Source organism: Mycobacterium sp. 23 (assembly GCF_048287075.1).
GTDB lineage: Bacteria > Actinomycetota > Actinomycetes > Mycobacteriales > Mycobacteriaceae > Mycobacterium > Mycobacterium gordonae_B.
Genome location: NZ_JBLVUX010000005.1, coordinates 4,935,613 through 4,961,141 on the forward strand (window position 1 = coordinate 4,935,613; position 25,529 = coordinate 4,961,141).

Genomic DNA, 25,529 nt, shown 5'->3' on the forward strand with positions numbered 1-25,529 from the left:
GCAGAGAACGGCTTGTGATGACGTCATCGATGATGAGGCCACTACGAGGCCTGCTTTCCGGCTGCGCGCTCTTGGTGGTCGCAGCGTGTTCGCATGGCGGCACATCGGCTCACCCCGACACCCCGGCTGTCTCTCGGGCCGATGCGCTGATCGTCAGCATCGAGGAAGTCCGCCGCATCGCCAACTACGAGGAACTCACCGCACATTCGCACGCGGATCTACGGCAGCCGCCGGCAGGCGACATCAATGCGCCGGGGCCGTGCCGGGCCGCGGGAATCAGCGACGTCACATTCGGTACCGGTTGGTCGGAGTTCCGCAGCGCGGGCTATCACGGCATCACCGACGACCTGAAGCCCGGCGGGCCCGCCATGATCCAGACCGTCAGTCAGGCCGTCGCCGTCTATCCCGACTCGAGCACCGCCCGCGGAGTTCTGCACCAGCTCGATAACTCGCTGCAGGCGTGTGCCGCACTGGGTGACCCGCGCTACGACTTCACCATCGACCGGCCGGATTCGGGGACCGTGCGGATCAATGCCCGCGCGTGGAGCCACATCTACCGGGAGAAGTCAGCGGTGTTGATGTCGGTGGGGGTGTTGGGACTCGAACCGGCCGACCAGATCGCGCGGACCATCCTGCAGACGGCCACCGAGCGCATCGACTAGTTCAACACCGGCACCAGCAGCCGCGACGATGAGCGGACGGTGTTGCGGCTGCTGGTGCCGACGCTGGCGTGACGGAAGCCCATGATCGCCGGGATCGACGGGTCCTGGTCGTCGCTGGTGAGCACCAGCCGGATGCGGTGGCCTGACTGGAACCGTCGAGCGTTGGGAACCAACGGGATTCGATAGTCCACGTCCTGGCCGATCGGCACCGCCTGCGGGTTTCGGCACGGCAGCACCGGAGCGCCGGGACGGCTGGCCGCCTCGTCGACCTCTCGCAGACTGGCGCGCAGCCACCCCGCCGTCACGTCGGTGACCTCACCGTCGGGCGCGACGTCCTGCAGCGTCACCATCCAGGCGGTGTCCATGGCCGTTGCGGAAGCGACCAGGCGCAGTTCGATGTCCCCGACCATATCCACGTCGTCGGTGAGTGGGGCGCTGGTCCAGGCCAGCAGTGCGGGTGGGTCGATCGCGCTGGGCTTGGCGCGACCCAGCCCGGAACCCAAGACCAGGTAGTCACGCGAGCCCGGCTCGCCTTCGTCCTCACCGAGGGTCCCGTCGGCGCGCAGCGCGAACTCACGGTGCGTGGCTTCCGGCGGCGGCCAGGACTCGGCGGTCCGCCACTCGCCGGCCTCGGGCAGGAAGTAGCGGACGGGCGGACCTTCGACGATGCCGGTGTCGCGGCCCTTCAGCCAATGGTCGTACCAGGCCAGCGCTTCGCTGTGCATGCTTTCCCACGGCCAGGTCAAACCGAATTTGTCCAGCATGCCCATCCGCACGCAGGCGTTGTCCGACAACCCTTTCCACGCGGCGAACGTGGACGGCAGGTGCAGCGGCACGTTTTCCCAGTCGCACCCCAGATACACCGGGATGTCGATCTCCTTGAGCAACGGCAACAGGTTTCGCTCATCCCACCACTCGTCGTGAGTGGGGTGGTTGACCGCCGCGTCGAGCCACAGCTCATCCCATGGGTGAGGGTTGTGCGGCAGCTTGATCAGCTGGCGCAACATGGTGACCGCGGACTCGCCGTTCATGGTGGCGAACTTCTTGTGTAGCCGCGGCGTGTGCAGCACCCGGCGGACCAGGCTCACGGGCAGACTGCGCCACAGCTTGTCGCTGCGTTCGGCGGTCAGGCCGGTCATCGCCAGAAACGGGGTGACGAAGGACGAGCTGAACAGGCCGTGGTGGCTGGCGGCTTCGTAGAGGTCCGCCGTCACGGCGACCGGGAAGATCGCCTTGAGGTGCGGTGGTCGCTCGACGGCGGCTTCGAGCTGAGACATCGCGAAGTAGCTGATGCCGATCATGCCGACGTTTCCGTCGCACCACGGCTGGGCGGCGACCCACTCGACGAGGTCGTACATGTCCCGGCGCTCCTGCGCGTCGAGGAAGCCGAAAGTTCCGCCGGAGCCGCAGGTGCCGCGCAGATTGGCGATCACGTGCGCATAACCGCGCGGCACCCAGAAGTCGGTGACGCCGGCTTCGATGAACCCCGCCGGGGCGCCGAAGTCCTGCATCTGGCGCGGGTACGGCGACGCCGCGAGCAGTGCGGGGAACCGGCCCTGCGCGTCGGGCCGGTGGACGTCGGCGAGCAGCGTGACGCCGTCCCGCATGGTGGCCGGCACGTTGTTCTCGCTGCGGCGGCGGTGCCGCGGCTCGCTGAGGTTGCGGTATTCGCGGCCGGTGGTCTGGGGCCCGTTCAGCGCCTTCGTCATAGTTTCACGCTACGTTGAAATTAATCTCAACGCAAGAGGAAACTGGTGCGCGGGGTTCGGCGGCGGGCGTGGCGCTGCCCGGTGCCCCGCGACGGACCGGGAGAATGGCGTGATGCGTTGCCGGAAGCCTCTGCTCGTGGTGATGGCCGCGGCCGCGCTCGTCGCGCCGTCGAGTGCCTGCCAGGCCGAGCGCACTGCGTCCATGCCCGTGCGGCCGGTCAATACCACGGCCCCGTCCGGTCCCGGCGTGCCGCCGCTGAGCCAGGAGGCGCATGCCGCCGAGTTCGTCGACGTCCGGGCCGTGGTCCCGGACGCGCTCATCGACCTGCGATACGCGACGACGAACAACTTCACCAAGACGCAGTTGTATCCCGCCGACGCGCGATGCCTGGTGCACCAGTCCATGGCGCCCGGGTTGGCGGCCGCGGCCAATGCGCTGCGTGCGCAGGGTCACGTGCTGGTGTTCTGGGACTGCTACCGGCCGCATGACGTCCAGGTCAAGATGTTCCAGGTCGTTCCGAACCCGGCCTGGGTGGCACGGCCCGGTCCGTACGCGACCAGTCACGAGGCCGGGCGCTCGGTTGATGTCACCTACGCCGGCGGGCAACCGCAATGCCCGGCGAAACAGCTGGTCAGCGGGATCTGCCTGGCCGACATGGGCACCGACTTCGACGACTTCACCGCGCGGGCAACCGCTTTCGCCACCCAGGATGTCAGCGTCGAAGCGCAGGCCAACCGAAAGCGATTGCGCGACGCGATGAACTACGGGGGGCTGAACGTCTATTCCGGCGAGTGGTGGCATTTCGACGGTCCCGGCGCCGGTGTGCAACGCCCGATCTTGAATGTGCCACTCGACTAGGCGTCTCATATTTTGAGACATATGTCTCGATATATGAATTCGCACGCTAAGCTGAGCCGCTATGAGCGAGCATCACCAAGCCGTCTACACCCATGGGCATCACGAGTCGGTGCTGCGGAGCCATCGGCGGCGGACCGCAAAGGATTCTGCGGGCTACCTGCTGCCGCATCTGCGACCGGGGCTGTCACTGCTCGATATCGGTTGCGGCCCAGGAACGATCACCGTGGACCTGGCCACCCGGGTGGCGCCCGGTGGATCGGTGACGGCCGTCGAACTCACCGACGACGCGCTGGACCTGGCGCGTGAGGAGGCGCGGCGACGCGACGTATCGAACGTCTCATTCGTCACCTCCGACGTGCACGCGCTCGACTTTCCCGACGACACCTTCGACGTCGTCCACGCGCACCAAGTGCTGCAGCACGTGGCCGATCCGGTGCAGGCGCTGCGCGAGATGCGACGGGTCTGCGTGCCGGGCGGTGTGGTGGCAATTCGCGATGCCGACTACGCCGGGTTCGTCTGGTTTCCGCGCATTCCGCTGCTGGACCGCTGGCTCGAGTTGTACCAGACGGCGGCGCGTGCGAACGGCGGCGAACCAGACGCGGGCCGACGCCTGTTGTCCTGGGCGCAGCAGGCAGGCTTCGTCGACATCACTCCGACCGCCGGCATGTGGTGCTTCGCGACGCCGGAGACACGGGAGTGGTGGGGCGGAATGTGGGCGGATCGAATACTGCAATCGGATCTGGCGCGCCAGCTGCTGAACACGGGCATGGCGGATACCGATGAGCTGGAGGCGATTTCGGCGGCCTGGCGAGCGTGGGCCGCGACACCCGACGGTTGGCTGGGGATCCCCAATGGTGAGATCCTCTGCCGCGTTTAGGTTTTGCCGGTTTTACCGGGACAGCTTGCTGCGGGCGAAGTCCGCGGCCTGATTGGCCATCCCGTTGTCCCGGTAGGAGCTGTGAGCGGCGCGGTCGCGCCCGCCGGGCGCGCACACCGGATCCCCGTCGGCGCACAGTTGCAGGGTCTTGGCGGCGTACAGAGGGCCGATGTTGATGGGCGGCGCGCTGCGGTCGACCAGGTGCAGGAACCCGTCCGAGGGGGGAGCGAAGAGCACCACGGCGGCGACCTTGGAGGCCACGCCGGGCGGCATGGGCCCGATCCCGTCGGGAAGGGCAACGCCGTCGGGAACGGAATCGGTGGTGGTGTAGGCCGCGACGGCCGCTCCCTGGGAATAGCCACCCAGGACGATCTTGGTGTTCGGGCAGTTGGCCGCGGTGGCCTCGACCTTGCTGCTGGCATCGGCGACACCGTCGACCGCTCGGCCGAAGTCGAGTGACGCCGGGTAGTTGACCGGGTCGACGCCCACCGTCTTGCCGGCCAGGCGCGCGTTGAGGGCGTCGACGAACGCCTGACCCGTGGCACCGACGCCGGGCGCCTCGAATGTTCCGCGCGCGAACACCACGTCGACGTCGGGACAACCGGGATCGGCCGACGCTCGCGGCGCGGCTCCCAGTGATCCGGCCAGGGCCGCCACGGACATGACGATCGCGGCGAGCCACGGCGCCACCCGGGGTGACGAGGGGGCGGGCAATCTGCTGCAGCTCAAGGTCGGCTCTTTTCGTCGGGCTTGTTCGTCGGGAGAAGGGGCGGTACCGCCGATTACGAACCTGTCGCGGGCGGAGTTTGTTCCGGCTTGGTCGTTTGTTCCGCCGTCCGGGCCCGTCTTCTTCAGGCGCGTGCTGAGCCTAAATCACGCTGCGACCCGCCGCAGTTCGCGCGACGGTCCCGCCACCGGCGTTCGCCGGGTCAGTGCGGTGGCGTTTATGCACGTGGCCGACGGTGTCGGGCAGCCTCGGATTGATCCCTCCGGACCCGGCCGGTGTGCTCATGTTCACACGATCGCCAGCAGACCGCGCCGGACCCGCGAAAACCCGTCTCTGACCATTCGCGCAGGCGTATCAGCGCGGGCGACAGGGGCATTTTGCCAGCTCAGACTATGGTATTGGCATTCTCTTTTTTTGCAAGTACGTTATGCACTGATGGATAACGCAGCCCAGACCCCATCGGGCATCCCGCTCGCGCCGGTGTATGGCCCGGCAGATCGGCGCACCGAGCCTCCGCCGCCGGGGGAGTATCCCTTCACCCGGGGCAACTTCGCGTCCGGGTACCGCGGCAAGTTGTGGACGTTCCGGCAGTATTCGGGGTTCGGCACGGCCGAGGAATCCAACCGCCGGTACCGCTACCTGCTGGACCAGGGGGGCACCGGGTTGTCGGTCGCGCTCGACCTGCCGACCCAGTGTGGCTACGACTCCGACGATCCCGACTTCGGTGAGGAAGTCGGGCGGGTCGGCGTCGCGGTCGACACGCTGGCGGACTTCGAGATCCTGTTCGACGGCATCCCGCTGGACAAACTCAGCACCAGCATGACCATCAACGGCACGGCGGCCATCCTGCTGGCTTTCTATGTCGCCGCGGCAGAGCGGAAAGGGATACCCCGCGCCAAGCTCACCGGGACCATTCAGAACGACATCCTCAAGGAGTACGCCTCGCGCGGGACCTGGATCTGGCCGCCCGAGCCGTCGCTGCGGCTGATCGCCGACACCATCGAATTCTGTGCGGCGGAGGTGCCGAGGTTCAACGCCATCTCGGTGGCGGGGGCGCACTTTCGGGACGCCGGCGCCACCGCGGTACAGGAGATGGCCTTCACTCTGGCCGACGGCGTCACCTACTGCGACACCGTGGTGGAACGCGGACGTATGAGCATCGACGAGTTCGCGCCGCAGATCTCCTTCTTCTTCTACACGCACGGCGACTTCTTCGAGGAGGTCGCCAAATACCGTGCGGGACGGCGGCGTTGGGCCACGATCGTGCGGGAGCGCTACGGCTCCAGCAAGGACAAGGCGTCGATGTTCCGGTTCGGCTGCGTCTGCGGCGGAGCGTCGCTGTACGGGCCGCAGGCCCAGAACAACCTTGTTCGGGTCGCCTACGAGGCGATGGCCGCGGTTCTCGGCGGGGTCCAGTCGATGTTCACCGCCGCCTGGGACGAGCCGTTCGCGCTTCCGTCGGAGGAATCCACCACTTTGGCGCTGCGCACCCAGCAGATCCTCGCCTACGAAACCGGCGTCGCCCAGGTCGCCGACCCGCTCGGTGGCTCCTATTTCGTCGAGGCCCTGACCGATGCCACCGAGGCCCGCATCGTCGAGATCATGGCCGACCTCGAGCAGCACGGAGGCATGGTCAGCGCGATCGAAGACGGTTACCTGCAAGGCCTGATCGCCGACGAGGCCTACAAGATCCACCAGGACATCGAGTCGGGCGCCCGCCCGGTGGTCGGGGTCAACCGATTCGTGTCGCAAGAGCCGGAGCCCGACGTCGTCAGCTATGAACTCGATGCCGAGGGGCGCGATCTCCAGCTCAAACGGCTCTCCAAGGTGAAGTCCGAAAGAGACAGCGCCGCGGTCGAATCCGCCCTGGCCGCACTGTCCCGCAGCGCCGAGGGAACCGACAACCTGATGCACAAGCTGATCGACTGCGCCAACGCTTACTGCACGGTGGGCGAAATGGTCTCCGCGCTCAAGACGGTCTGGGGCGAATTCCAGCAGCCGGTGGTGTTCTAGATGGCCGCCCGCATACTGGTCGCGAAGCCCGGTCTGGACGGTCATGACCGGGGTGCCAAGATCGTCGCCCGCGCCCTGCGCGACGCGGGTTTCGAGGTCATCTACACCGGCATCCGGCAGCGCATCGAAGACATCGCGTCCATTGCCGTGCAAGAAGACGTCGCGGTGGTGGGATTGAGCATTCTGTCGGGAGCCCACCTGGCCCTCACCGCACGCACCGTCGAGGCTCTGCGCGCGGCCGATGCCGCGGACATCGCGGTGGTGGTCGGCGGCACGATCCCGCACGCCGACGTGCCCAAGCTGCTGTCCGCCGGGGCGGCCGCGGTCTTTCCCACCGGAACCGCACTGGACGTTCTGGTGCGCGACATCCGCGCGCTCACCGGTACTGCCGAACCCGCGCAGGAGGAACCGTGCGCGTCGGAGTGATGATCGGCGCCGAGCGCGGCGACATGGCCCGCAAGGTGGCCAAGCTGGTCGCTGATATCGAATGGGCCGAAGCGGCGGGACTGGATACCGCCTGGATGCCGCAGGTTCCCGACGATTTCGACTGCCTCACCATGGTGTCGCTGATGGCATCGCACAGTTCACGCATCGAGCTGGGTACGGCGGTGGTGCCGTTGCAGGCTCAACATCCGATTGCCCTTGCCCGCCAGGCGCTCTCGACGCATGCGGTGGCGGCCGGCCGGCTGGCGCTGGGCGTCGGACCGTCGCACCACTGGATCATCCGCGACATGCTCGGCCTGCCCTATGAGAAGCCTGCCGCCTACACCCGCGACTACCTGCAGGTGCTCAACGCCGCCATCGCCGGGCCGGGACCGGTTGATGTCGAAAACGATTCGTTCGCCGTGCACAATCCGACAGTGCTCTCCGCCGACCCGGCGATGCCGGTGCTGGTGGCCGCGCTGGGGCCGGTAATGCTGCAGATCGCCGGTGAACTGGCCGACGGCACCGTGTTGTGGATGGCCGACGAACGTGCGATCGGCGATCACATCGCACCGAAGATCACCAAGGCCGCCGCCGATGCCGGGCGCCCGGCGCCGCGGATCGTCGCGGGAATCCCGGTATGTCTCTGTGCGCCTTCAGAAGTCGACGCGGCCAAGGAACGGGCCAACCGCATCCTGGGTGAGGCCGAGGTGTCGCCCAACTATCAGCGACTCCTCGAGCGCGGCGATGCCCGCGACGTCGGCGATCTGTGTGCGGCCGGAGACCCGGAACAGATTCTGGCCCGGATGTGTCGTTTCGCCGATGCCGGCGTGACGGACCTTTCGGTGCGGCTGCTGCCGATCGGTGACAACCGCGACGAACTGATCGCGTCGAAACGCCGGACGCGGGAGATGATCGCCGAACTGGCCGCGGAGCTCCGGTGAGCGGGGGAACGGGCCCACTGGACGGCATTCGCATCCTGGAAGTCGGCACCATGCTGGCCGGGCCGTATGCCACCATGCTGCTCGCGGACCTGGGCGCCGAGGTCACCAAGATCGAGCCGGTCGGCGGCGAGATCTCCCGGGGTGTCTCCGACAGCTACTTCGCCAGCCTGAATCGCAACAAGTCCAGCATCTGCCTGGATCTGAATTCGCCGGAGGGGCAACGGCGCCTCGGCGAGCTCGCCGCCAATTCGCATGCGCTGCTGGTGAATCTGAAACCGTCGGCCATCCGCCGGCTGGGCCTCACCTACGAGGCTCTGCGACGGCACAACGACACGATCGTGTGTGTCGCCATCACCGGTTTCGGGCTCGACGGCGGCGACGACCCGGCGTTCGACTACGTGGTGCAGGCCGGCGTCGGCATCGCCGCGCTGACCGGTGATCCCGACGGTCCGCCGACTCTGCCGGGCTATTCGTCGGCAGACAACTCCACCGGAATGTGCGCGGCGCTAGGTCTTTTGGCCAAGATCGTCTCCGGCAGCGGGGGCCAGGTGGACGTGTCGCTGCGCGACGTGATGTTGTCGCAGCTGAACTACCACGCGGCCGCCTACCTCAACGACGGCATCGAGCCGCAGCGCCGTCCCTTCGGCGCCCACTCCTATTACGCTCCCGCTCAACTCTTTCCGACTTCGGACGGATATCTGGCGCTGTTCGTCACGCATGACGGATTCTGGAAATCCTTTGCCGCCGAGGCCGGTATCGACGGATTCGAGACGATGACGCAACGGGTTGCGCGGCGCGATGAGGTGTTGGCGGCGGTCACGTCGGCTCTTGCGACGGACACCGCGGCGAGCTGGGAACGACGCTTGCGCCCTCTGGGGGTGCCGGCTGCGGCCGTGCGGACCTTGCCCGAGGCGCTCGAGGCGACACCGGAAGTGGTTGTGCAGGCCGGCGACTTCCGGTTGGTCGGCAGCCCGGTCCGGGTTTCGGACTATGAACCTCGATACCGGCCGCCTCCCACTATGAATATCGGCTGACCTGACCTCACTCGTCCTTCAGTGGCACCACGACTTCGATGTGGGTACCTCGCTGCGTAGCAATCGTTTCCATGGTGCCGCCGGTCGCCTCCACCCGGGTGCGGTGGGAGGCCAGGCCGATGTGGCCCTGCGCCAGCCGCTCGGCGGCCCGTTCCGGCGACAGGCCGACGCCGTTGTCGATCACGGCGAGCCGGCAGGTGTGGTCGGCGACGTTCAGTGTCACGGTGACCTCGGTGGCCTGAGAGTGACGCACGACGTTGGAGAGCAACTCCCGTGCCACGCCGAACAGTAAGGGATCCCGCTCATTTGATGCCGGGTAGTCGATGTCGGCGGTCACCTCGATGCCTTTGCGCTCGGCCATGACCGAAGTCAGCTGTGTGATGGCGGCGGCCAACCCGGAGTGTTCAAGGACCGCGGGATGCAGCTCGAAGGTGGCTTCCCGCAACTGATCCGATGCGGTCTTCAGGCTCGCCAGGGCATCGCTCAATCGCTCGTCCGGATGCTTGCCGAGGTGTTCGGCAATGTCTTGGCGAGCTGCCAGCAGGTACTGCAGCGGCCCGTCGTGGAGGAACTCCGACATCTTGCGCTGTTGCTCGTCGGACGCGGTCATGGTCTGAGCGAGCAGACGCTCGCGCGAGGTGCTCAGCGTCGCAATCTCGTTCACATGCCTGACTTGCAGGTACACCACGCAGATCGCGGTGCAGCAGAGAAACAGAAACATGAGCACGACCAGCGTCGGCCGGGTCCAACCGACTTTATGTAGCAACACGTTGTCGGTGTACACCGAAATGCTGAACGCGACCGCGGCGACGGCGAGTACCGCGGCGGCACGCTTCAGCGACACATCGAGCACGACCATCATCGGCAGCAGGGCCAGGATCATCAGCGGTAGGTACGCACCCGGCGGCGAGAGCAATTTGTACCCGAACACCGCGCCGATGTCGACGATCGAGTACACCGCTTGCAGCCGCTGCGGTGTCCCGGGTGGTCCCAGCACGAAGAACGCAACAATCGCCGCGCACACTGCCAGAACGCCGTACCCGATTGTCAGCGCGAGTTGCTCGCGCCAGTGCGGTGTCACCCCTACTTCGACGGCGACGAACATCAGGGCCACCAGTCCCGCGCGCAGCGCAGACTGGATCTTCAGTGCACTGAGTTGGCGGGTTCGGCGGACCCGGTCCAGATCCTGGTCACTCATTCCGACCGTGCCCCGGCCCAAACACGATGTGCCCGGGCGCAGCCGGGCTTCCTGCGGCCCAAGAAGTCATCGTGGCTCCTCCACCCCGAAAGCAAGACCTCACATCATCATTCAGGATGTGTCAAGGCTCGTTCGTTGCCGCGCCACATCAAGCCGGCGACGCGAACCCGGGGCTCATTTCCGGGCGGAACAGCCGTGGCGCGCGGCTACAGCACGCAGATCAGGCGGCCCAGCATCGGGCGGTCCGGCTGAAACCGGCGGGGCCCGCCGGTACTTCCCGCGGCGGTGCGCGGTGCAATCGGCATGGGCGCTCCGGCGGGCACACCGGCCGTCGCGCCGGCTTCAGCGGCCGCCGCGGCACCTGCGCCGTCGGCCAGGTTCACCACAGAGCCGGCCGGCGGGGTCGCCACGGCCCAACTCGGCGGCGCGGACATGGCTCCGATCCTCGTTGCCCCGCCGAGTTCAGCCGACACCGACATGCGCTCCAGCCCGGCCGGAGCCGAAGCCAGTTTGCTCGCCGTCGACGTCACCGCGGCAGCCGATTTGGCCGCAGCCGCTCCGGGAACCAAGTTCTTCGCCGCGCTGAACAACGAGTTCACCGTTGTCAGTGCGGGATTGGCGAAGGTCAGTCCAGACCGCACTTCGTTGAGCACCATCGTCTCGGCGTGTATGACTGCGCCGGGCGTGGCCAGTGAGGCCAATTCCCTGATGGCCGAGAGGATCAGGAACGAAACATCAGACCGAGTCTGCGTCCCGGCTATAGCGGCTGCCGAGTGGGCAGCAGCGGCGGCGAGGCCACCCAGGCCGCCTGGATCAACGAATCGAGGGGGCGGGGCGAACGGGGTCAGCGTGGCCGCCGCCGACGACGCCGCGGCATAGCCGTACATGGCCGTGGCGTCCTGCGCCCACATCTCGCAGTACTCGATCTCGGCGGCCGAGATTGCCGCGGCATTCTGACCCAGGACGTTCGTGGCCACCAGCGCGGCCAGCAGCGCACGGTTGGCAGCGATCACCGCCGGCGGCACGGTCATCGCGTAAGCCGTCTCGTATGCCGAGACCGCGGCCCGCGCCTGGCCCGCCGTCTGACGGACCTGCGCGGCGGTGGCGTTGAGCCAGCCGGCGTAGCTGGTGGCGGTCGCAGCCATCGACTGCGCCGCCGCTCCCTGCCACGGTCCGGCGAGCAACCCTGACACCACCCGGCTGTGCGAGTCCGCCACCAGTGATATCTCGTCGGCGAGGCATTCCCAGGCGGCCCCGGCGGTCACCATTGACCCCGCGCCCGGCCCGGTGTACATCCGTGCGGAATTGATTTCTGGCGGGAGCGCCCCGAAGTCCATCGTTCTACCAGATCTCAAGCACTGACGGTGGTCTCGGCGTGGGCAACCCGGCTGTCCGACCATCCGGGCGGGCCGAAGACGTACCCCACGCGGGCCCGCCACGTCCGGGCCTTGGCAACATCGCGCACCATCGCCGCGGTCTCGTAGTAGTTGAACTTCAGCGGGTTCTGGGTGGTGACCTCGTGGGTCAGACCGAAGCGGACCTGCTCGCCTTCTTCGGCGTAGGTACCGAACATCCGGTCCCAGATGATGAACATGCCGCCGTAGTTCCTGTCGAGATACGCCTGGTTGGAGCCGTGGTGCACGCGGTGGTGCGACGGCGAGTTGAAGATGAACTCGAAAGGCCGCCAGAGCTTTCCGATACGTTCGGTATGGAACGGGATCTGGAAGAGAAGGCCGACGGTGTTGAGCAGGAAGATCATCCACACCGGGAATCCGAGCAGCGCCGCCGGCAGCCAGGCCAGGCTGCGGATGGTGTATGCCACCGGGTGAAACCAGGGGAGTCTGAGGTTGGTCGAGATGTTGTAGTAGGTGCTGGAATGGTGCACGCTGTGTGCCGACCAGAGCAGCCGGATGCGGTGGTCGCCGCGGTGGGCCCAGTAGTAGCAGAAGTCGGTGACCACCAGGCAGGCCACCCACACCCACCAGTGGCGCGGCGAAAGGTGCACCGGAGTCAGCGCGCTGGCCACGATGATCGTCGAGAACGGCAGGAAGTAGTGGCCGAACATCCTGACGGCGGTGTTGATCAGGTAGGTCATCCAGTTGCCGACGGTGTCACGGGTCGAAAAGGTCTCCGTGGCCTTTTCGGCGTCGGCCCGGTCGTCGATCCATTCCACGATCGACAACAGGATGAAGGCGGGTATCGTCCAAAGAAGCAGTGTGAGAGTGAGATCCATGCACCGATCGTCGGTCGCGCCGGCGCTTCGCAGTATCGGACGATGCTGTGACGCGGTGGGCGATTGTTGATCCTCGGTTCAGATGACGGACGCCCTCCTACGATCGGAGGAGGCCGGCCGGCGGCGGCCAGTTCCCTGCAGTGCCGCGGCGACGGCGACGACCTCGAGCGCCAGCAGCATCATCACCGGCCAGGAGGCGTTCGTCTGCTGCGCCGCCGCATACATTCCCGCGCCGAGCACCAGCCTGAGCAGTGCGGCGAGCGCTGCGGTGAACCCGATGAGAACGGCGCGATCACGTTCTTTCGCGATGGTGCCGAGCCATTCCGTGGATGCGGCCAGCAGAGCCTGGTTACTTGCGGCGGTAAGCGCGAAGACGAGTCCGTGAACCCAAGTCTGCGAACATAATTCGAGCGGGTGGGCCGCTACGCAGACGACGCCGGCGGCCACCGCCATCCCCGTGCTGCCGATGAGCATTCCCCGTATCCCCGCAGCGCGGTGAACGACCCGCCACAGCACGGCGCCGACCAACAGTCCCACTGCGCTGCTGGCGATAACGGCGGACAGGTTGCTGTGACCGCCGACGGTCGGCGCGTGGAGTGCGTAGAACGTCGGGCTGAGGGAGATGGGAATGAAGATCGCCTGCGCGATCGCGTACTTCCAAAACGCCGGCTGCGACGTGACGATCACAGACGTTCGGCGTATCGCGCCACCGAATCGCGGCACGACGGCGCCGGAACGGACAGGGAGCGCGCCGATCAGCATCCCGGCTGCGGAGGCCGCGAACATGCTCACCGCGCCGATCGACAGCACGGTCAGTTCGCGATCACCCGGTCCGGACAACGCAGGTACCACCAAAAGCGTTGCCAAGACGATGATCACGGCGCTCACCGCGCACTCGGTCAGGATCAGGGCGCCCTGCCGATGCGCCGGCAACATGGCCGCCACCAACTCGCGATACGTGCCGTCGCAGATTCCCCGCACCACACCCATACCCGTCGCGACAATAAGGAACACCGCATCGACGAACACCCGCTGCTCTGCCGAAAAGGCGGCGCAGGCGATCAGCGCACCCATCGATGCGCATCCGCCCACCAAGACGAGATGCCTGAGGTGGCGCGCCCGTCCGACAACCAGCGGGGACGCGGCGAACCCGGCGACCATTGCGATGCTGAACAGGGGGAAGACCAGGCCGGCGGCCCAGGCGCTGCCGAACTTTGCGCACAGGATCGGCAGCACCGCCGACACACTGCAGAGCTGTATCGAACTTCCGTATACGCAACCGTAGGTCAGCAACTGGCGGCACCGATTGCCCGGCGAACCGCGTTCTGCCGCATAGCCATCGGTCTGCGACTCGAATGGATCGATCTCGGGGATTGTCTGAAACACCCTCCGACGCTAGGAGCGGGAGTCACGGCCCGGCCATCCGCCGATCGAGCCTTTCGCCGACGATGTTCGCACCATGCGATCGGAGGATGCGGCCTCGAACACGTGGTCGCGGACTTGGTTGCGCGAGCCGTGGTGCCATAATCGCCGTGAGCCGGCTATGTGTTTTGCGGGTTCGGGAAAGGCGGAAGCGCATCATGGCCGGATCCACGCCCCAGGTGAAGGTGGTGGTTGGTGACGATCACCCGGTGTACCGCGAGGGAATCGTCCGCGCTCTGAAGGAAACCGGGACCATCAGCGTCGTCGCCGAGGCGAGTGACGGTCTGGCAGTGTTGGCCGCGATCCGGGAACACCGCCCCGATGTGGCGTTGGTGGACTACAAGATGCCGGGGCTGGACGGGCTCGAAGTGATACAGGCCGTCGAACGCGACGGCCTGCCGACCCGCCTCGTCATCCTGTCAGCATTCGATGACACCGCTCTGCTCTACAAGGCGCTCGCGTCGGGCGCCAGCGGGTACCTGACCAAGGAGGCCGAGCGCGGCGAGATCGCCGATGCGGTGTGCCGGTGTGCGCGTGGCGAAAGATACGTCGCCGCCCAGTTGGTCGGGGGTTTGGCGGGAGAGGTACACCAGCGCGCCCGTGGCGATGCGCCGCTACTCTCCCCGAGGGAACTGGAGGTGGTGCGGATGATCGCCGAGGGACTCTCCGTACCGCAGATGGCGAAGACGATGCACCTGGCGCCCACCACCGTTCGTACCCACGTCCAGAACCTCTACGAAAAGCTCGGTGTCTCGGATCGCGGCGCGGCTGTGGCCGAGGCGATGCGCAGACGACTGCTGGAGTGAGCCGTCAGCCTTCGTGCTCGGTGATCACCTCGAGTAACCGCGGGATGGGCGGCGGATCCAGTTGCAGCGCACTGGACATCGTCAGCTTGGCTCCGCTCATGCCCTGCAGGACGGCCTGCAGATCGTCGCCTTCGATCTCGTACAGCGCGATATAGGGTCCTTCGCCGTTGGCCGGTCGCAGCCGGCGGGCGGAGACGATCCCCTCGATGGCCACCAGTTCCGGCAGATGGATCTCGTCGTACCAGGTGTTGTACTCCTGCTCGCGGTCCGGCGAACTCGGATAGGTCTCGACGTAGATGATGCCTTTCGCCATGATCGCTGGCCTTTCCTGGCTACTCGTAGTGAACGGTGATCGGTGTGGTGTCCGGAATGCCCTGGCACGTCAGAACGTAACCGTCGGCCACCTCGTCGTCGTCGAGCGCATCGTTGACGCGCATGGTCGCGCTGCCCTCGGTGAGCCGCGCCATGCAGGTACCGCAGTTGCCGGCCTCGCAGTTGAACGGCGGGTCCAACCCGGCCCGCCGCGCAGTCTCCAGCAACGTCTCACCGGGCACCAGTGGCACCGAGACTTTCCTGCGGTCGAGGTGAATCGTCACCACGGCGGCCTCCGTCATACGCACCTTCCACGCACTTGTATTCTTCACTATAGAGAATAGTATTCTCACTTGACGATAGGACCTTCTCAAGACCGCCGGAGGGATCGAGACGTGACCGAGCCGGCCGCGCTCGTGTTCGAGGATCGGCACTTAAGCCTGCCTGAGCTCGGTGCGATGACCGAGAGTCTGGGCTCGACCCTGCGGAAGAGGGGAGTCCAGGCCGGGCAGCGAGTCGCGCTCATGGCGTCCAACCGGCCGGAGTTCATCGCCGCGGTGCACGCAGTCTGGCGACTCGGCGCAGCGGCCGTTCTGATCAGCCCGGCCTGGAAACGCGACGAGGTCGAACACGCACTGGCGCTGACGGATCCGGCCGACGCGGTTGGGGACCATCCGGTGCTGGACGGCTTGTCACCCATGCTGCACCTGGACGAACCGCTCACCCCGGCCGAAGCCGGGAGCACGGCGGTGCGGCCGGACGGCGACGCGGCGCTGGTCTTCAGTTCCGGTACCACCGGGCTGCCGAAGGCCGTCCGGCACACCCACGCGTCGCTGGACGCGGCGGTGCGGCACTGGCGTGCCGCACTGGGATTGACCGCACGGGACCGCCTACAGGTCACCACCCCGCCGTCACACATCCTTGGTCTGCTCAACATCCTCACCGCGCTGCGTACCGGGGCTCTGGTCAGGCTGCACCCGCGCTTCGACATCGACCGGCTGCTGCGGCACATCGAAACCGACCGCATCACAGTCGAAATGGCCGTCGCCCCCATCGCGTTGGCGCTGGCGTCGCACCCGGACCTGGAGTCCTACGACCTGTCGTCGCTGCGCTACATCATGTGGGGTGCCACGCCAGTCACCCGCAGCATCGCCGAGACGGTGACCCGGCGCACCGGCATCGGCTGGGTGCCGGCCTACGGCACCACCGAACTACCCGTCATCACCTGCAACCCGCTGAGCGGGGCCCGCCTGGACTCGGTCGGCCGGGCGGTGCCCGGCGTCGAGTTGCGGGTGGTGTCGCTAAACACCGGCGAACCGGCCGGTCCTGGTGAGGCCGGCGAGATCCAGGCACGGTCCGATTCGCTGATGGCGGGCTACCTGCCCGCCGCGGCCACCGCTGAGGTGTCTGACGACGGCTGGTACCGCACCGGGGACATCGGGTGGCTGGACGCCGAAGGCTGGTTGCGGATCACCGACCGCCTCAAGGAGATGATCAAGGTGCGGGGCTTCCAGGTCGCGCCCGCGGAGATCGAAACCGTGCTGCACGGCCATCCGGCGGTGAAGGACTGCGCGGTCTTCGGCGTTCCGGACGGCGCCAACGGCGAGGCCGTCGTCGCCGCCGTCACCACCCACATCCCGGTCGACGCCGGGGAACTCATTGCCCGGGTGGATGCGAAACTCGCTTCCTACAAGCACCTGAGCCGGGTGGTGTTCGTGACCGAGATCCCCCGCCTGCCCTCCGGCAAGGTGCTGCGCAGAGTGCTCAAGGAGAGCTATGGATGTACGCCTGACCGCTGAACAACAGCAACTGCGCGACGCCGCGGCCAAGATGGCTGATGATCTCGGTCCGGCCGCTGTGCAAGAACTCACCGACCAGAGCCGGATCATGCGTCTGGACAAGCAGATCGACCAGACCGGGTGGCGGTCGCTGCGATCGGACGGGGCCTCGGGGGTCGAAGTCGCTCTCGTTGCAGAGGAATTCGGCCGACGACTCGTCGACGCTCCCTTTCTGGGGCCGGTGCTTGCCGACGACCTGACAAGGTATCTGGAATCCGGCATCGGCGCCGCGACGGTCGGCGTCAACGGGCTGGCCTTCGACTCCCGTGGGTATCAGCGCGCTGTGCTGCTCTCGGGGACCACGGTGCTGACGGCCGATATCGGCGGCGCGGACGGCGACGCGGGCTGCGGTGCGGACCTCACCCGCGCCTGCACTGAAATCGGTTCGACGCCATCACCTTTAGGCGAAGTGTCCTCCCCAACAGCCGATCGATGGCTTGCCCTGGCACTGGTCGGCACGGCGGCGGACCTGGTCGGCACGGCGCGCGGCGCTCACGCGCTGGCGTGCGACTACGCGAAAATCCGCGAGCAGTACGGCAAATCGATCGGGTCCTACCAGGCCATCGCCCATCTGCTGGCCGAGAGCCTGGCGCTGATCGAAGGCTCGGTGAGCGTGTTGCGCCACGCCGCCTGGGCAGTGGACGAACTCGAGCCGGCCGACGCGATCCAGGCCGCGCGGGTGGCCAAGCTCTACTGCGCCCGCGCCACCCGAACAGTGTGCGAAGCGTCGATCCAGGTGCATGGCGGGATCGGCAACACGTGGGAATGCCTGGCGCATGTGTATCTGCGCCGCGCGTTGACATCGACCGAGCTGTGGCCGGTCACCCTGAAGGAGGTCGGCCGTGGACTTTCGTGACTCTCCGCAGGAGGCCGAGTTCCGGCAGCGGCTGCGCACCTGGCTTTCCCTGCACGCCCAGGAGTTCGGCGGATCGGGTGACGAGTACTGGGCGAAGCAGGCGGACTGGCACCGTGCCCTTTACGAAGAGGGGTTCTTCGGGCTGTCCTGGCCGCGCGATTACGGCGGGCTGGAACTGCCGCCGGTCTATGACGTGATCGTCGACGAGGAGATCGCGCGTGCCGGCGCCCCGCCGCGCCCCAGCGTCGGGTATCTGGTGATGGGCATCGGCCACCACGGCAGCGACGCTCTGCGGCAGCGCTTCCTGCCCGGCATCATCAACGGTTCAGAGCGTTGGTGTCAGGGATTCAGCGAGCCGGGTGCGGGTTCAGACCTGGCGTCGCTGACCACCACCGCGACCCGCGACGGCGACGACTACGTGATCCACGGGCACAAGATCTGGACGAGCTACTCCGACGTCGCGGACTGGTGCCTGCTGCTGGCCCGCACCGATCCGGGTGCCAAACGGCACCGCGGTCTGTCTGCGTTTGTCTTGTCGATGAAACAGCCTGGCGTGCAACAGCGTCCGCTGCAGATGATCAACGGCGTCACCAACGAGTTCGGTCAGGTGTTCTTCGACGGGGCCATCGTCCCGGCGCACCGCATGGTCGGCGCGCCCGGTGACGGATGGGCCGTGGCCATGACGGTCGTCGGGCACGAACGCGAACCGTCCACGCTGGGTTACGCGGCCCGCTACAACAAGCTGGTCGCCGAGTTGGTGGCGCGAAGTGACGGAGACGTCGGTGATGAGGCGGCGTGGGCGGCGGTGCAGGCCGAGATGTTGACGCACCACGTCCGGCGCCGGCTGTCCGAGCAACTCGACGGCGTATCCCACGGTCCCGAAGGCTCACTGGACAAGTTGCTGATGACGTGGGTGGAACAGTCCGTCGGGCACGCCGCACTGGCCGTCGGCGGCACCCGTGACTCGAGCCTTTTCAACGCCTATCTGTACAGCCGTGCGCAGAGCGTGATGGGCGGGACATCACAGATTCAGAAGAACATCATCGCCTCGCGAATCCTGGGATTGGGAGTCTGACATGTACGACATGCCAAGCGAAATCGACGTCCGTGCCGAGGGGGCGCTGCGGATCATCACGCTGAACCGCCCGGATGACCTCAACGCCGTCAACGACAGCCTGCACGTCGGGCTGGCTCGGCTGTGGCAACGGTTGACGGACGACGCCTCGGCGCGCGCCGCGGTGATCACCGGCAGCGGGAAGGCCTTCTCGGCCGGCGGGGATTTCACATATCTGGCCGAACTCGCCGAAGATGCCGCCTTGCGCGCCAAGACTATTCGCGATGGACGCGAAATCGTGCTGGGAATGGCGCGGTGCCGGATCCCGGTGGTGGCGGCCGTCAACGGCCCGGCCGTCGGGTTGGGCTGCAGTCTGGTGGCGCTGAGCGACATCGTCTTCATCGCCCCGGATGCGTTTCTGGCAGACCCGCACGTGCAGGTGGGTCTGGTGGCCGCTGACGGCGGACCGCTGACCTGGCCGTTGCATATCAGCCTGTTGCTGGCCAAGGAATATGCGTTGACTGGCACCAGGATTCGCGCCCAACGGGCAGTCGAACTGGGCCTGGCCAATCACATAGCCGACGATCCGTTAGCTGCGGCGGTGGAGTGCGCCGAGAAGATCATGGAACTACCGCAGCAGGCGGTGGAGAGCACCAAGCGGGTGCTCAACATCCACCTGGAACGTGCCGTGCTCGCCAGCTTGGACTACGCGCTGTCGGCCGAACACCAGTCGTTCGTCACCGAGGACTTCCGGGCGATCGTCAGCAAGCTCAACGCCGGCAAGAATTGATCAACACCCGGCGTGGGGACCGCCTGCTGAGCAGGCGCCCCACGCCGGGTGCTGAATTTCTACTTGGAGGTCTTGGCCTTCTGCCGCGCTTCGGCGGCGCTGGCGGCGCCACGAGCGGCCTCAGCCTGCGCCTCTTTCTTCGCCACGTTGCGCTGCGCCTCCGCCTTGTCCTGCTGGGCGCGGCCCTCGTTGCGCAAACCATCGTTGCTGATGATGATCCCGATGATTTCCTTGGCTTTACCGATGACGTCCTCGATGACGCCCTTGATGCCTGCCACAGGTCCACTGTCGGCCATGGTTGTGCTCCTTTCGTTCGGAAGCGGTCCTGTATCGCGTACCCCGCCGGACCCTCCGCACAGTCCTAATGTGGCGACTGTCACTCGGTGGTCCGTCTCACGAGTGCCGAGCGCGAACGGCCCAAGCGCGCTGACCCCGGCTGTCAGCCCAACGAGACGAGTTCTTCCACCGAATCGCGGGGCAGCGGGTCCGTAGTCACCGCCGTGATCACCGATTCTGTCAATTCGATTGAGCCGCCATGGTTATCCAGGAAGGCGGTGTCTGCTGCGTCGCGTCCGGTGGCGATGCGCAGCATCGTCTGGCGCGGCGCCAGGCATGTCGCATCCACCACCTGCCACTGGCCGTCGATCAGCGCTTCGGCCACGGCGTGGAAGTCCATCGGATCGCAACCGGGTGCGTACACCGCGACCAGGCGGGCGGGCACATTCACCGCGCGCAGCAACGCGACTACCAGATGTGCGTAGTCGCGGCACACCCCGGCGCCGGCTAGCAGGGTGTCGGTCGCGCCGTCGATCGGATCACTTGATCCCGGAACGTATTTGAGCCTGGTTCCCACCCAGGAGGACACCTTCTCCAGCAGTGTCACCGAGTTGGTGTACTGACCGAATTCGGTTGCCGCGAAGCCGAAGAACTTGTCGGCCTCGGCGTAGCGGCTGGGCCGCAGATAGGTCGACACGTCCAGATCCTGCACCGCAATCGGATCGGACCGGCCCGTTACCGTCGCCTCGTAGGTGACCTGCAGATCACCCGTCCCGACATCGGCGGTGTGGATGCGGGTTCCGTGTTCGCCGGGAATTTCGCGCACCGAGACCGGTTTGCCGTCCAGTTGCACTGTCAAAGACTCGTTGATCTGTAAACCGGGCAGCGATGCGACCGCGATCTGGAACTCAAGAGCCGTGGGATCGGTTACGGCGACGCGCAGGCTGGCCCCGACCTCACGCTTCATCAACGCGTCCCCCTTCTTACGATCACGCCGCAACTTCATCGTTTGTAGCCAACCACAGCTCGCCTATACCCGCATTCGCTGGCGATCAAGCTCGGTCGTGCTGTGCGAGGAAGTCACGCATCACCTCGTCGAAGCGGTCCGGCTCCTCGATGAACGGCAGGTGGGCGGTGTTCTCGAAGAACTCGAAGCGCGACCCTGGGATGCGCTCGTGCATTTCCCGCATGTGCTCCGGTGAGCATTCGTCGAAGCGGCCGGCGAGCAGCAGGGTAGGCAAGGTGATCTCGGTGAGCCGGTCGATCACATCCCAGTCCCGGATGGTGCCGACGATATTGAAGTCGCTCGGCCCGAACATGGTGTGGAAGATCTCGGCGCCCATGTTCTGGAAGGCCAGGTAGAGATCTCGGGGCCAGGGTTGGGAGCGGCACAGATAAGTCTGGTTCCAGGTGGTGATCGCCGCCTGGTATTCCGCGGAATCGGTGGTGCCCGCGGCTTCGTGGCGGTCGATCGCGTCCTGGGTGGCGGGGTCCAATTGTGACTTCAGCCGGATCACATTCTCCGCAAACACCGGGATGGACGCGGCGCTGTTGGAGATGGTGAGACTGACGGCGCCCGAGGGCATATCGAGCACGTACTGCTGTGCCAGCATGGCGCCCCACGAGTTGCCGAAAATGTGAAAAGCGCTGAGCCCCAATGACTGAACTACGGCGTCCATTTCCGCCACCGAGCGTTGCATGGTCCACAGACCCGGGTCGGACGGGTGTTCGGAATTGCCGCAGCCGAGTTGATCCCAGAAGATCACTTCGCGCTCGTCGGCCAGGCGTTCCAGTGAGCTGAGGTAGTAGTGCGGCAGGCCGGGGCCGCCGTGCACCACCAGCAGGGGCAGGCCGTCGCCGGAGCCCACCCGCTTGAACCACACTCTGCCGCCGGGCACCTCGATTGTGTCCACGGTGCCATTATGGTGGCGCGAGCAGACGCAAGATCGCACGGTTTCCTTCGGAAACGTGCGATCTTGCGTCTGCTCGCGGGGGGCGTGAGAGAGATGCGAGAATGGGGTTCTCGCGAAACAAACACGCCCCGCCGAACGGACGCAATCCTGGACGTCTCCGATCTGATCATCAAGGCGCGCAACGGTTCTCCGCGTGCCGCCGGCCGGCTGCTCAGCCTCGTCGAGAGTGGACGCCGGGACGAGGTGCTGACCGCCATCGGCCCGGCCGTGCCGGTGCGCGTGATCGGCATCACCGGCCCTCCGGGCGCCGGCAAGTCCACGACCATCGGCGCGCTGGTCGGCGCCTACCGGGAGCAGGGCCAGCGGGTCGCCGTACTGGCCGTGGATCCGTCGTCGCCCTTCAGCGGCGGTGCCCTGCTGGGCGACCGCATCCGAATGACCGCACACATCAACGACTCCGACGTGCTCATCCGCTCGGTGGCCAGCCGGGGCCATCTCGGCGGCCTCGCTGCCGCCGTCCCCGCCGCCATCCTGTTGCTCGGCGCCATTGGCTACCACGTCGTCCTGCTGGAGACCGTCGGAGTAGGCCAGTCCGAGATCGAGATCGCCGCCGTCGCCGACCCCACCGTCGTCATCCTCAATCCCGGAGCGGGCGACGCGGTGCAGGCCGCCAAGGCCGGACTGCTGGAAGTCGCCGACATCGTGGCCGTCAACAAGGCCGACCGCGATGGCGCCGAGCAGACCGTCCGCGACCTGAGGGCCGAGACCAGCGCGCCGATCGTCAGCCTCGTCGCGGCCCGTGGCGACGGACTCCAGGATCTGGTGGCCGCCATCGACGCCCACCACCGCTCTGACAACCGTGCCCGGCGGCTGGCCCGCGCCCGGGCGCAGATCCTCTCGCTGGCGCAGACATTGCTAAGGGGCCGGACGGATCTGGATCTGCTCGCCGAGTCCGTGGTCGACGGACATGACGACCCCTATAGCGCCGCCAACCGCCTGCTGTCCCCACCTGAGCGGTGACGCTCGACGCCCCCGGATGCAGTAGTCGGGGCCCTCACGTTCCCGACGCGGCGCGGCTGCCGATCAAGCGCCCGACCGCGGTGTCCTCGGTGATAGCGCGGACATAACTGCGCCTCAACTGTTCGGTGGCTGACGTCCAACTCCATCGCTCCGCCTCCTGCCGTGCACCCCAGCTCATTGCCTGGCGCAAAGCGCCATTGGTCAGCAGCCGTTTGCTTTGCGCGAGTAGGTCACCAGGACGGTCTGGGTCATACAAGAAACCGGTGACACCATTTTCGACTACGTCCGGTATGCCGCCTCGGTCGGCAGCGACCACGGGGCAGCCCGCTGCCATCGCCTCCAGCAGCACCAGGCCAAGAGTCTCGGTGCAGGAGGTCAGCACGAAGGCGTCGGCGCTGGCATAGGCGGCTGCCAGTTGTTCACCCTCCAGGTACCCCAGAAACGTGGTTGCGGTGCCGGCGAAAAATTTCTCCAGCTGCCTTCGGTGCGGGCCGTCGCCAACCACGGCCAACCGGGCATCGGGCAACGCATCAAGCACCGCGCGCATGTGTTCGATCTCTTTTTCCACGGCCAGCCGGCCGACGTAGAGCAGCAGGGCGCCGTTGTCACTATGGTTCCCCAGCAATCGATTACGCCATTCCGACGATGCCCGTTGTGGGTGAAACAATTCGGTGTCCACGCCGCGCTGCCACATCGCCACGCGCTTTACGCCTCTGCCGCGGAGGTCCGCCTCCAGTGGTGTCGAGGTGCAAAGGGTCAGCATCGCCTGATTGTGGGCCGCCTTGAGCAGTTCCCAGCTGGCTCGCTTCACCGGCCCGGGCCACCCGTAGAAGTCGGCGTACTTGAGCAGATCGACGTGATAGCTGGCGACCAGTGGTATCTTCCGGCGTTTGGCGAACCAGATACCCCCGACGCCCAGCAAGCCGAATGCGTTGACAACGTGGATCACATCCGGCTGAAAACGTTCCAGTGCAGCGGAGACGGTGCGGGTGGGCAGCCCCAGTTTCACTTCTGGGTACGACGGCAATCGAACAGACGGCAGACCGACGATTTCGGCTCCGTGGTAGTCGGCAGGCGCACCTTTTGGACAGAAGATCTGCACCTGATCCCCGCCGGCGGTGAGCTGCTGCACCGTCATCGTGAGCCTGGTGACGATGCCGTCGACTTTCGGCAGGAAATTGTCGGTGAAGATAGAGATGCGCATCAGGTACCTCGCGTCTGGGGAATGGAGAAGCGGCTTTCGCCGCCGCATCGAAATCCGTGCAGAGACGGGTGCTATTTCATAGTTCCGCCGTGAGAGCGCCCAACGGGATCATCGATGCGCTGCTGATCGCTTCCTCGCCGACATGGGCCCTGTCCAACCACACGCTCGTACATGGCACCCGAGCGGGATCGCACCGGTAAGCGAAGCGCTTTGCGACGTCTACGAGTTCGGTCATCAACCCTTCGCTCAGCGTGGTAGGCCGCAGTCCGAGGTCGATCAAGTGCTCGTTCTTCACCTGCAAGTCGTTCTCTGCCGCTTCATTGCGGGGATTCGGCAGGTAGGCGATCTCAGCGCCGGTGAGGGCAGCCACCTTCTTCGCCAGATCCCTGATTCGGTGGACTTCCGTCATCTGGTTGAAGATGTTGACTCTTTCCTGACTGCCCGGCGGATTCTCCAGCGCTAGTTGTACGCAGCGCACGGAGTCGGTTATGTGTATAAAGGCACGGGTCTGCCCGCCCGTACCATGCACCGTGAGCGGATATCCGATCGCTGATTGCATCAGGAAGCGGTTGAGCACTGTTCCATAGTCGCCGTCGTAGTCGAAACGATTGATCAGTTTCGGATGACGCTTGGTTTGTACTGTGTTCGTGCCCCAGACAATTCCCTGATGCAGGTCTGTGACGCGAACTCGGTCGTTCTTGTTGTAGAAGTAGAAGAGCAGCTGATCCAGTGACTTTGTCATGTGGTAGACGCTGCCCGGGTCGGCGGGATACAGAATTTGTCGCCGGGATGAACCCGTGACGCCATCGGGTATCTCGACGTCCAGATATCCCTCAGGGATCGAGCCGTTCTGTAGACCGCCGTAACCGTACACGCCCATGGTGCCGAAGTGCACCACATGGATATCCAGCCCCGTTTCGACGATGGCGCAGAGCAGGTTGTGCGTGCCGTTGATGTTGTTATGGACCGTGTAGCGCTTGGTGGACGCGTTTTTCATCGAGTATGGCGCCGCGCGTTGTTCGGCGCAGTGCACCACTGAATCGGGTCGTTCTGTGGCGAGTAGATCGCGGAGCCGTTCGTATTCCGATGCGATGTCGAGTTGCACAAACCCGATCGGATTGCCTCCGGTCTGTTCCCATGCCTGCAGGCGCTCGAAGATATTCGCGATCGGCGAGAGAGACTTGACGCCCAGATCGATGTCTGTCTTCCGGCGCACCAGGCTGTCCACGATGATCACCTCGTGACCCGCGTCAGCCAAATTCAAGGCGCACGGCCATCCGCAGAAGCCGTCGCCACCTATGACGAATACTTTAATGATTGGACTCCTTTACTAGTGGTGTTGTGCGCTGACACTTGGGC

Annotated in this window: 27 protein-coding genes; 13 read left to right on the forward strand and 14 right to left on the reverse strand. The window is 66.1% G+C overall.

The genetic code is table 11. From position 1 onward, the window contains the following. The first annotated feature begins 29 nt into the window (after nucleotides 1-29). On the forward strand, nucleotides 30-662 hold the full coding sequence (locus tag ACNQS7_RS24090; RefSeq protein WP_418016121.1) for a sensor domain-containing protein: 633 nt from the start codon (nucleotides 30-32) through the stop codon (nucleotides 660-662). On the opposite strand, the gene ACNQS7_RS24095 is transcribed toward ACNQS7_RS24090, so the two are convergent. Next, complete coding sequence (locus ACNQS7_RS24095; protein WP_418014503.1) at nucleotides 659-2,371, reverse strand: CocE/NonD family hydrolase; 1,713 nt, start codon at nucleotides 2,369-2,371, stop codon at nucleotides 659-661. The genes ACNQS7_RS24090 and ACNQS7_RS24095 overlap by 4 nt on opposite strands. Before the next feature lie 142 nt (nucleotides 2,372-2,513). On the opposite strand from ACNQS7_RS24095, the gene ACNQS7_RS24100 reads away from it, so the two are divergent. Together ACNQS7_RS24100 and ACNQS7_RS24105 are read left to right on the forward strand one after the other, a co-directional pair. Beyond that, nucleotides 2,514-3,230: a M15 family metallopeptidase gene (locus ACNQS7_RS24100; protein WP_418016122.1), complete on the forward strand. Its 717-nt coding sequence runs from the start codon at nucleotides 2,514-2,516 to the stop codon at nucleotides 3,228-3,230. A gap of 61 nt (nucleotides 3,231-3,291) precedes the next feature. Further along, a complete protein-coding gene (locus tag ACNQS7_RS24105) occupies nucleotides 3,292-4,107 on the forward strand; it encodes a class I SAM-dependent methyltransferase (protein ID WP_418014504.1) in 816 nt (271 codons plus the stop codon). 12 nt (nucleotides 4,108-4,119) lie between these two features. On the opposite strand, the gene ACNQS7_RS24110 is transcribed toward ACNQS7_RS24105, so the two are convergent. Beyond that, nucleotides 4,120-4,770 carry a cutinase family protein gene (locus tag ACNQS7_RS24110; RefSeq protein WP_418016123.1) on the reverse strand — a complete coding sequence of 217 codons (651 nt, stop codon included), beginning with the start codon at nucleotides 4,768-4,770 and terminating at the stop codon, nucleotides 4,120-4,122. A 205-nt stretch (nucleotides 4,771-4,975) separates the two neighbouring features. Then, nucleotides 4,976-5,119 (reverse strand): hypothetical protein, encoded by a 144-nt coding sequence (locus ACNQS7_RS24115; protein WP_418014505.1) that lies wholly within the window; start codon nucleotides 5,117-5,119, stop codon nucleotides 4,976-4,978. A 150-nt stretch (nucleotides 5,120-5,269) separates the two neighbouring features. Here ACNQS7_RS24115 and ACNQS7_RS24120 point away from each other — a divergent pair, with 150 nt between their 5' ends. Genes ACNQS7_RS24120 through ACNQS7_RS24135 form a run of 4 tightly spaced genes read left to right on the forward strand, consistent with a single transcriptional unit; the run spans nucleotide 5,270 to nucleotide 9,248 of the window. Continuing rightward, nucleotides 5,270-6,847 (forward strand): methylmalonyl-CoA mutase family protein, encoded by a 1,578-nt coding sequence (locus ACNQS7_RS24120; RefSeq protein ID WP_418014506.1) that lies wholly within the window; start codon nucleotides 5,270-5,272, stop codon nucleotides 6,845-6,847. Continuing rightward, nucleotides 6,848-7,273 carry a cobalamin-dependent protein gene (locus tag ACNQS7_RS24125; protein ID WP_055581385.1) on the forward strand — a complete coding sequence of 142 codons (426 nt, stop codon included), beginning with the start codon at nucleotides 6,848-6,850 and terminating at the stop codon, nucleotides 7,271-7,273. Then, a complete protein-coding gene (locus tag ACNQS7_RS24130) occupies nucleotides 7,258-8,214 on the forward strand; it encodes an LLM class F420-dependent oxidoreductase (RefSeq protein WP_418014508.1) in 957 nt (318 codons plus the stop codon). Before ACNQS7_RS24125 ends, ACNQS7_RS24130 begins: the two co-directional genes overlap by 16 nt. Continuing rightward, on the forward strand, nucleotides 8,211-9,248 hold the full coding sequence (locus tag ACNQS7_RS24135; RefSeq protein ID WP_418014509.1) for a CaiB/BaiF CoA transferase family protein: 1,038 nt from the start codon (nucleotides 8,211-8,213) through the stop codon (nucleotides 9,246-9,248). Before ACNQS7_RS24130 ends, ACNQS7_RS24135 begins: the two co-directional genes overlap by 4 nt. Before the next feature lie 7 nt (nucleotides 9,249-9,255). Here ACNQS7_RS24135 and ACNQS7_RS24140 read toward each other — a convergent pair whose 3' ends face one another. The 4 genes from ACNQS7_RS24140 to ACNQS7_RS24155 form a co-directional block, all read right to left on the reverse strand. Next, complete coding sequence (locus ACNQS7_RS24140) at nucleotides 9,256-10,446, reverse strand: sensor histidine kinase (RefSeq protein ID WP_418014511.1); 1,191 nt, start codon at nucleotides 10,444-10,446, stop codon at nucleotides 9,256-9,258. 206 nt (nucleotides 10,447-10,652) lie between these two features. Next, on the reverse strand, nucleotides 10,653-11,783 hold the full coding sequence (locus tag ACNQS7_RS24145; RefSeq protein WP_418014512.1) for a PPE family protein: 1,131 nt from the start codon (nucleotides 11,781-11,783) through the stop codon (nucleotides 10,653-10,655). A 14-nt stretch (nucleotides 11,784-11,797) separates the two neighbouring features. Beyond that, entirely contained in the window at nucleotides 11,798-12,679 is an 882-nt protein-coding gene (locus tag ACNQS7_RS24150; protein ID WP_418014513.1) for a sterol desaturase family protein, read from the reverse strand. A gap of 78 nt (nucleotides 12,680-12,757) precedes the next feature. Continuing rightward, complete coding sequence (locus ACNQS7_RS24155) at nucleotides 12,758-14,065, reverse strand: hypothetical protein (RefSeq protein ID WP_418014514.1); 1,308 nt, start codon at nucleotides 14,063-14,065, stop codon at nucleotides 12,758-12,760. 194 nt (nucleotides 14,066-14,259) lie between these two features. On the opposite strand from ACNQS7_RS24155, the gene ACNQS7_RS24160 reads away from it, so the two are divergent. Next, nucleotides 14,260-14,907 carry a response regulator transcription factor gene (locus ACNQS7_RS24160; RefSeq protein ID WP_418014515.1) on the forward strand — a complete coding sequence of 216 codons (648 nt, stop codon included), beginning with the start codon at nucleotides 14,260-14,262 and terminating at the stop codon, nucleotides 14,905-14,907. A gap of 4 nt (nucleotides 14,908-14,911) precedes the next feature. On the opposite strand, the gene ACNQS7_RS24165 is transcribed toward ACNQS7_RS24160, so the two are convergent. Further along, nucleotides 14,912-15,220: a hypothetical protein gene (locus ACNQS7_RS24165; protein ID WP_418014516.1), complete on the reverse strand. Its 309-nt coding sequence runs from the start codon at nucleotides 15,218-15,220 to the stop codon at nucleotides 14,912-14,914. Between the two features lie 19 nt (nucleotides 15,221-15,239). Then, nucleotides 15,240-15,521 carry a 2Fe-2S iron-sulfur cluster-binding protein gene (locus ACNQS7_RS24170; RefSeq protein ID WP_055581376.1) on the reverse strand — a complete coding sequence of 94 codons (282 nt, stop codon included), beginning with the start codon at nucleotides 15,519-15,521 and terminating at the stop codon, nucleotides 15,240-15,242. A gap of 93 nt (nucleotides 15,522-15,614) precedes the next feature. On the opposite strand from ACNQS7_RS24170, the gene ACNQS7_RS24175 reads away from it, so the two are divergent. From ACNQS7_RS24175 to ACNQS7_RS24190, 4 genes are read left to right on the forward strand one after another with little or no spacing between them, the layout of a single operon-like run. Further along, on the forward strand, nucleotides 15,615-17,018 hold the full coding sequence (locus ACNQS7_RS24175) for a class I adenylate-forming enzyme family protein (protein ID WP_418014517.1): 1,404 nt from the start codon (nucleotides 15,615-15,617) through the stop codon (nucleotides 17,016-17,018). Further along, the gene (locus ACNQS7_RS24180) at nucleotides 16,996-17,913 is read left to right on the forward strand and encodes an acyl-CoA dehydrogenase family protein (protein ID WP_418014518.1); all 918 of its coding nucleotides are present in this window, start codon (nucleotides 16,996-16,998) and stop codon (nucleotides 17,911-17,913) included. The genes ACNQS7_RS24175 and ACNQS7_RS24180 overlap by 23 nt, the downstream gene beginning before the upstream one ends. Continuing rightward, a complete protein-coding gene (locus ACNQS7_RS24185; protein ID WP_418014519.1) occupies nucleotides 17,900-18,988 on the forward strand; it encodes an acyl-CoA dehydrogenase family protein in 1,089 nt (362 codons plus the stop codon). The genes ACNQS7_RS24180 and ACNQS7_RS24185 overlap by 14 nt, the downstream gene beginning before the upstream one ends. Nucleotide 18,989: 1 nt before the next feature. After that, nucleotides 18,990-19,757 carry an enoyl-CoA hydratase/isomerase family protein gene (locus ACNQS7_RS24190; RefSeq protein ID WP_418014520.1) on the forward strand — a complete coding sequence of 256 codons (768 nt, stop codon included), beginning with the start codon at nucleotides 18,990-18,992 and terminating at the stop codon, nucleotides 19,755-19,757. A 59-nt stretch (nucleotides 19,758-19,816) separates the two neighbouring features. Here the strand turns inward: ACNQS7_RS24190 and ACNQS7_RS24195 are convergent, their stop codons facing one another. From ACNQS7_RS24195 to ACNQS7_RS24205, 3 genes are all read right to left on the reverse strand, one after another. Further along, nucleotides 19,817-20,053 carry a CsbD family protein gene (locus ACNQS7_RS24195; RefSeq protein WP_055581371.1) on the reverse strand — a complete coding sequence of 79 codons (237 nt, stop codon included), beginning with the start codon at nucleotides 20,051-20,053 and terminating at the stop codon, nucleotides 19,817-19,819. Between the two features lie 143 nt (nucleotides 20,054-20,196). Further along, nucleotides 20,197-21,000, reverse strand: coding sequence for a transglutaminase-like domain-containing protein (locus ACNQS7_RS24200; protein WP_418014521.1), 804 nt, complete (start codon nucleotides 20,998-21,000; stop codon nucleotides 20,197-20,199). An 85-nt stretch (nucleotides 21,001-21,085) separates the two neighbouring features. After that, complete coding sequence (locus ACNQS7_RS24205) at nucleotides 21,086-21,946, reverse strand: proline iminopeptidase-family hydrolase (protein WP_418014522.1); 861 nt, start codon at nucleotides 21,944-21,946, stop codon at nucleotides 21,086-21,088. Between the two features lie 147 nt (nucleotides 21,947-22,093). Between ACNQS7_RS24205 and ACNQS7_RS24210 the strand changes: the two genes are divergently transcribed. Beyond that, a complete protein-coding gene (locus tag ACNQS7_RS24210) occupies nucleotides 22,094-22,966 on the forward strand; it encodes an ArgK/MeaB family GTPase (RefSeq protein WP_418016124.1) in 873 nt (290 codons plus the stop codon). Between the two features lie 34 nt (nucleotides 22,967-23,000). Here ACNQS7_RS24210 and ACNQS7_RS24215 read toward each other — a convergent pair whose 3' ends face one another. Then, nucleotides 23,001-24,170, reverse strand: coding sequence for a glycosyltransferase family 4 protein (locus tag ACNQS7_RS24215; protein ID WP_418014524.1), 1,170 nt, complete (start codon nucleotides 24,168-24,170; stop codon nucleotides 23,001-23,003). Between the two features lie 76 nt (nucleotides 24,171-24,246). Continuing rightward, nucleotides 24,247-25,485: an NAD-dependent epimerase/dehydratase family protein gene (locus ACNQS7_RS24220; RefSeq protein ID WP_418016125.1), complete on the reverse strand. Its 1,239-nt coding sequence runs from the start codon at nucleotides 25,483-25,485 to the stop codon at nucleotides 24,247-24,249. Between the last annotated feature and the right edge of the window lie 44 nt (nucleotides 25,486-25,529).

Excerpts from the sequence above, each read along its gene's own strand:
- ACNQS7_RS24150 (WP_418014513.1), bottom strand. The coding sequence starts at position 12,679 with ATGGATCTCACTCTCACACTGCTTCTTTGGACGATACCCGCCTTCATC.
- ACNQS7_RS24125 (WP_055581385.1), top strand. The coding sequence starts at position 6,848 with ATGGCCGCCCGCATACTGGTCGCGAAGCCCGGTCTGGACGGTCATGAC.
- ACNQS7_RS24110 (WP_418016123.1), bottom strand. The coding sequence starts at position 4,770 with ATGTCCGTGGCGGCCCTGGCCGGATCACTGGGAGCCGCGCCGCGAGCG.
- ACNQS7_RS24190 (WP_418014520.1), top strand. The coding sequence starts at position 18,990 with ATGTACGACATGCCAAGCGAAATCGACGTCCGTGCCGAGGGGGCGCTG.
- ACNQS7_RS24100 (WP_418016122.1), top strand. The coding sequence starts at position 2,514 with ATGGCCGCGGCCGCGCTCGTCGCGCCGTCGAGTGCCTGCCAGGCCGAG.
- ACNQS7_RS24180 (WP_418014518.1), top strand. The coding sequence starts at position 16,996 with ATGGATGTACGCCTGACCGCTGAACAACAGCAACTGCGCGACGCCGCG.
- ACNQS7_RS24105 (WP_418014504.1), top strand. The coding sequence starts at position 3,292 with ATGAGCGAGCATCACCAAGCCGTCTACACCCATGGGCATCACGAGTCG.
- ACNQS7_RS24140 (WP_418014511.1), bottom strand. The coding sequence starts at position 10,446 with ATGAGTGACCAGGATCTGGACCGGGTCCGCCGAACCCGCCAACTCAGT.
- ACNQS7_RS24120 (WP_418014506.1), top strand. The coding sequence starts at position 5,270 with ATGGATAACGCAGCCCAGACCCCATCGGGCATCCCGCTCGCGCCGGTG.
- ACNQS7_RS24200 (WP_418014521.1), bottom strand. The coding sequence starts at position 21,000 with ATGAAGCGTGAGGTCGGGGCCAGCCTGCGCGTCGCCGTAACCGATCCC.
- ACNQS7_RS24145 (WP_418014512.1), bottom strand. The coding sequence starts at position 11,783 with ATGGACTTCGGGGCGCTCCCGCCAGAAATCAATTCCGCACGGATGTAC.
- ACNQS7_RS24090 (WP_418016121.1), top strand. The coding sequence starts at position 30 with ATGATGAGGCCACTACGAGGCCTGCTTTCCGGCTGCGCGCTCTTGGTG.
- ACNQS7_RS24095 (WP_418014503.1), bottom strand. The coding sequence starts at position 2,371 with ATGACGAAGGCGCTGAACGGGCCCCAGACCACCGGCCGCGAATACCGC.
- ACNQS7_RS24195 (WP_055581371.1), bottom strand. The coding sequence starts at position 20,053 with ATGGCCGACAGTGGACCTGTGGCAGGCATCAAGGGCGTCATCGAGGAC.
- ACNQS7_RS24215 (WP_418014524.1), bottom strand. The coding sequence starts at position 24,170 with ATGCGCATCTCTATCTTCACCGACAATTTCCTGCCGAAAGTCGACGGC.
- ACNQS7_RS24160 (WP_418014515.1), top strand. The coding sequence starts at position 14,260 with ATGGCCGGATCCACGCCCCAGGTGAAGGTGGTGGTTGGTGACGATCAC.
- ACNQS7_RS24165 (WP_418014516.1), bottom strand. The coding sequence starts at position 15,220 with ATGGCGAAAGGCATCATCTACGTCGAGACCTATCCGAGTTCGCCGGAC.
- ACNQS7_RS24115 (WP_418014505.1), bottom strand. The coding sequence starts at position 5,119 with ATGAGCACACCGGCCGGGTCCGGAGGGATCAATCCGAGGCTGCCCGAC.
- ACNQS7_RS24170 (WP_055581376.1), bottom strand. The coding sequence starts at position 15,521 with ATGACGGAGGCCGCCGTGGTGACGATTCACCTCGACCGCAGGAAAGTC.